Source organism: uncultured Holdemanella sp., assembly GCF_958348295.1.
Classification (GTDB): domain Bacteria; phylum Bacillota_I; class Bacilli_A; order Erysipelotrichales; family Erysipelotrichaceae; genus Holdemanella.
Window position 1 is genome coordinate 1 of sequence record NZ_CATVYQ010000081.1, and the last position, 4,857, is coordinate 4,857.

A 4,857-nucleotide genomic window follows, 5' to 3' on the forward strand; every position below is an offset into this window, starting at 1 on the left:
TACCCATTGTTATCGCAATCCTTGTATATGTTCTACAAAAAGTATTATAAGAAAAGGAGATTTGAATGGAGAAGCCAAAATCATTTGCGTATATTATCTTCTGCTTAACGATTTGTCTAGCCTTTGCGATTGGCAGTAATTACTTGATTAATACGACTACGCAATCGAATATGATATATAATTCGACGGAGCCACGTAAGATAGGAGCTACTTATATGACCTACAACAATACGTTTTATTCAGTAATCAATGAGGAAATTTCTAGAATCTTAAAGGAACATGGGGATCAGCTCATCGCTTTGGATTCAGCTATGAGTTTAAAAAAGCAAAAGGAACAAATTCACTATTTGATTGAACAACAAGTCGATGCCATAGTAATTGCGCCTGTTGATTATGAGGGGTTAGAAGATTCATTAAAAGAAGCATACAGAAATCATATTCCTGTGATTGTAGTGGATACGGAAGTAAAACATAATAAGAACGTTACTTATAATATTGTGAGTGATAACTATGATGCGGGTGTTCAATGTGCAAAGGATATGATGCGTAAGCTTGATCATGCTAATATTGTTCTTTTACAACATTCCACGACTCGCTCGGGCTACTTACGTATTAAAGGATTTGAGGATACCATTCAATCCAATGAAAACTATAAAGTGGTCAAACGTATGGAGTGTGATGGGCAATTAGAGGTGGCTATGCCAAAGATGGAGTCTTTTATTGAGGAAGGAATAGAATTTGATGTTGTAATGTGTTTGAATGATCCAAGCGCAATGGGGGCAATGGCAGCACTTTCGTCAAATAATATGTTGAAAGATAAATATGTTTATGGAATTGATGGAACGCCTGAGGCAAAAGAAATGGTTGCAGAAGGTAAAATGGCTGCAACTGTGGCACAATCGCCAAAGACGTTTGGAAAAAAGGCTGGGGAGGCAATTTATAAGTTGTTTTCGCAAGAAACAATTAAGAATAAAAATGAAATGAGTCCTGTGCAAATCATCACAAAAGAGAATGTTCAAGATTATTCTACGGAGGGCTGGCAATGATACAAAATATTAAAAAATATAATGTATGGCTTGTCTATGTCTGTATGTGGGTTTTTAGTTTTTTTACTGTTTGGTACACCGCAATTGTGATGTATTATACGTTGGTACATGTGACAAAAAGTGGCTATGCATCCGATTTTATAAAAAATATATCTACGCTTTCCAATGTTCCAATGCGTTCTTTTTATATCTCTATATTTATGTTTATTGCGCTATTTTGTTTTGTGTCCATTCGTCCAAAACTCAAATTTTTTAATCATCACCAAATGATTCCTATCTTTATTGAGTTAGGATTCAGTTTGATTTTGATGAAGAATATCTCCTTTAGTGCAACATGTATCTTATTTATCGTCATTGCCGATTGTTTGATGTATGTAGATAAATCTTTTGATCGTTCAATTTGCATCATACTTGTCTTTTTGGCATATATGTTTTCAAATTATGGATATTTATCCATTTATATTCCTATGATTTCATTCCAGGAATATTTGTCTGTATATAATTCAAGAACACAAGGATTGTTGATGGGTATTGAGGTTACTTTAACCAATTTAAATATTGTATTATTTATTGCCTATATATTCTTGTATCTACAAAAGCAGATGAATGAAACACAAAAGTTCGCTTCATTAAATGCTGAATTGAAACGCTTGAATATTCAACTAAAGGGTTATGCGAATTTGCGTGAAAAAATGGGTGAAACCAAAGAAAGAAACCGTCTTGCCCGTGAAATTCATGATACATTAGGACATACTTTAACGGGATTAAGTGTTGGTCTTGAGGCTTGTCAAGTGATGATTGATAGGGATGTCAATGTCACAAAAGCACAATTGGGGATTTTGCAAGAGAGTGCAAAACGAGGATTAACGGATGTCAGGCGTTCAGTGGATAAGTTGAAGCCAGATGCGTTAGAACGCTATTCTTTAAAAGAAGCTTTAGATATGATGATCATGGACTTTCAAAAATTGACTGATGTAACGATTCTTTATTTGTGTCATTTGCCTTTGGTGAATTTAAATGCAGATGAAGAAGAAATCGTGTATCGTGTAGTTCAAGAAGGAATGACCAATTCTGTAAGGCATGGTCATGCCACAAAAATTTATGTTTCGATTGCGCAAGCCGATAATAATTTGATTATAATTATTGAAGATAATGGTCAAGGATGTAAGGATGTAAATCCGGGCTTTGGTATTCATCATTTGACGGAACGTATTAATTTATTACAGGGACGAATTCGTTATTATGGCGATAATGGATTTGAGTTAATTGTAGAAATACCAATGAGAAGAGGAGAGAATAATGGTTAAAATTATGATTGCGGATGATCAACAGCTCATTCGAGAAAGCTTAAAGATTATTTTAGATTCGGATCCAAGTTTTGAAGTTGTAAAAGTGGTTGGTAGTGGGCAAGAAGTATTAGATTCATTAAAAACAGAAAGTGTAGATATTATCTTGATGGATGTGCGTATGCCAAATATGAGTGGTGTGGATTGTACGCGAATTGTGAAGAAAGAATATCCAAATATAAAAGTTATAATATTAACAACGTTTGATGATGATGAATATATTTATGATGCTTTAAAATATGGTGCAAGCGGTTATCTTTTAAAGGGTTGTTCTTTAGAAGAGTTGAGTTCAGCTATTCATAGTGTGTTATCTGGGGGAGCATGTTTTAATCCGAATGTGGCAGGAAAAGTTGCACAGTTCTTTTCGCAAATGGCAAACTCGAATTCGGAATTTAGTTTTGAACATAAGGAAGATTTTGATTTAAGTGATACAGAACGAAAAATCATTGCACAAATTGGGCATGGTTACTCGAATAAAGAAATTGCCCAAAAACTTGGATTTAGTGAGGGTACGATTCGCAACTATTTAAGTGTGATTTTGGATAAATTGGATTTAAGAGATCGTACACAATTGGCTATTTGGTATTTGTCTAGGGGAAATAAATAATGGTGAAAAAAAGATTAAGAACTTTTTTGATAGCCATATTGGTGTGTTGTTTGACAGCTACATTTTATTATACACAAAAACCCATTGTTTTAACGATAGGTGTATTTGCGGGTAGTAACTGGAATGTGCCAAGTCCATACAGTGGCAAAATTATTGATGATGTGATTGAACGATTTGAGAAAACACATCCCAATGTGCAAGTGGAATATGTGAGTGGAATCTTAAAAGAGGATTATTCAGATTGGATTTCAAAGGAAGCTTTAGATGGTAAATTGCCCGATGTATTCATGGTTTTGAGTGATGATCTTTCTACATATGCTAAGGTGGGAATGTTAGAACCATTAGATACGTTTATGCAAACGGATGCAGGCTTTAATAAAAATCGATATTTTTCAACAACATTAAATGCAGGAAATATATATGATCATCAATATGCACTTCCATATGAAAGTTCACCAACTTTGATGTTTGTGAATAAAACGTTATTAGAAGAAAATGGGATTGCGATCCCAAACGTGAATTGGACGTGGGATGATTTTTATTCAATTTGTGAAAAATTGACTGTGGATACGGATGGTGATGGAGAAATCGATCAATTTGGAGAGTATGGCTATACTTGGCAAAATGCTCTAAGTTCGAATGGACAGGCATTGTATGATGAAGAAAGTATGAAGTGTACTTTACAGAAACAGGATGTGTATTCAGCCATTGAATTTGTACGTCAATTAAATCGAAATCAGAATGTGACAAGTGAATTATTTGATAAAGGGAAGGTTGCCTTTTGTCCAATGATGTTTAGTGAATATAGAACATATAAACCGTATCCTTGGAGCGTTAAAAAATATTCAAGTTTTGAATGGGATTGTCTTCCAATGCCTGCAGGACCTAGTGGCAATAATGTGTCGCAAATGGATAGTTTACTTTGTGGAATCAGTAAAATGTCCTCTAAGAAAAAAATGGCTTGGGAATTTTTGAAGTTACTTTGTTATGATGAGACAACGCAAGAGAGTTTGTTTAAATATTCGCAGGGTGTTTCCGTGTTAAAGAATGTGTCAACATCCAAAAATGTGACTAAGTATATTCAAGAGGATGCGCCGTTGGATTCAAATTATAACTTAGATTTTTTTGATGATATGATGGAACAAGCAATCACGATAAAAAAGCTGGATGGCTATGATCAATTGTATTCGATGGCAGATAGTGAAATTCGAAGAGTCATTGATACAAATGAGGATATTGAGTTGGCAATGCAAAATTTGAATGATGAATTAAATATATTATTGGAGAAGCAATAACAAAATTAATTATTTATTTAGTGAATAGACCTCTAAATTTTTTAACAATCAAAAAGATTTCAGCAATGGTTATAAGTTGAGATCTTTTTTTGTATAAAATAGCTGCATAGATTATTAAATATCTTTTATGATGAAAATTTTTCTTGTAACCAACAGCATGGAATGCTTTCATCTTGATTTTTGAGCAGTGTCTAGTGATAGTTTTGAAGTAAAGTTCTTTGAAATTAGAATATTTGGTTAGTTTTCATGTGTCTAAAATGGTAAAAAATCATAAACATGTTGTTAAAAAGTGCAAAAAGTCCCCTAAAATGTGCAAGTAGAGATGTTGTAAACGCTTTCTTAGACTGATATACTATATGTATAAATCATGATTTAATAACTATCGCTCGCATTTTTTAGAGCAGCAGTAGGTCAGCAAAAGACCAATAAGTATGAATATATTTTTTTTGAGTATATTTTAATAAACATTTTTTAAGGGTATGTTATTTTTTAAATTTTCGCGTATTGAATTTAAAAAGTAGAGTTTATTTTTACTTAAATTAAAAGGTTATTGGAATATATCA

4 protein-coding genes are annotated in these 4,857 nt (G+C 33.1%); all 4 read left to right on the top strand.

What is annotated here, in order from left to right:
• Window positions 1-65 precede the first annotated feature (65 nt).
• Genes Q3907_RS10430 through Q3907_RS10445 form a run of 4 tightly spaced genes read left to right on the top strand, consistent with a single transcriptional unit; the run spans window position 66 to window position 4,294 of the window.
• Entirely contained in the window at window positions 66-1,046 is a 981-nt protein-coding gene (locus Q3907_RS10430) for a sugar ABC transporter substrate-binding protein (RefSeq protein WP_295560835.1), read from the top strand.
• Window positions 1,043-2,353: a sensor histidine kinase gene (locus tag Q3907_RS10435; RefSeq protein WP_301898222.1), complete on the top strand. Its 1,311-nt coding sequence runs from the start codon at window positions 1,043-1,045 to the stop codon at window positions 2,351-2,353. The genes Q3907_RS10430 and Q3907_RS10435 overlap by 4 nt, the downstream gene beginning before the upstream one ends.
• Complete coding sequence (locus Q3907_RS10440; protein ID WP_295758253.1) at window positions 2,346-2,999, top strand: response regulator transcription factor; 654 nt, start codon at window positions 2,346-2,348, stop codon at window positions 2,997-2,999. Before Q3907_RS10435 ends, Q3907_RS10440 begins: the two co-directional genes overlap by 8 nt.
• A complete protein-coding gene (locus Q3907_RS10445) occupies window positions 2,999-4,294 on the top strand; it encodes a sugar ABC transporter substrate-binding protein (protein WP_301898223.1) in 1,296 nt (431 codons plus the stop codon). The genes Q3907_RS10440 and Q3907_RS10445 overlap by 1 nt, the downstream gene beginning before the upstream one ends.
• Window positions 4,295-4,857: the final 563 nt, after the last annotated feature.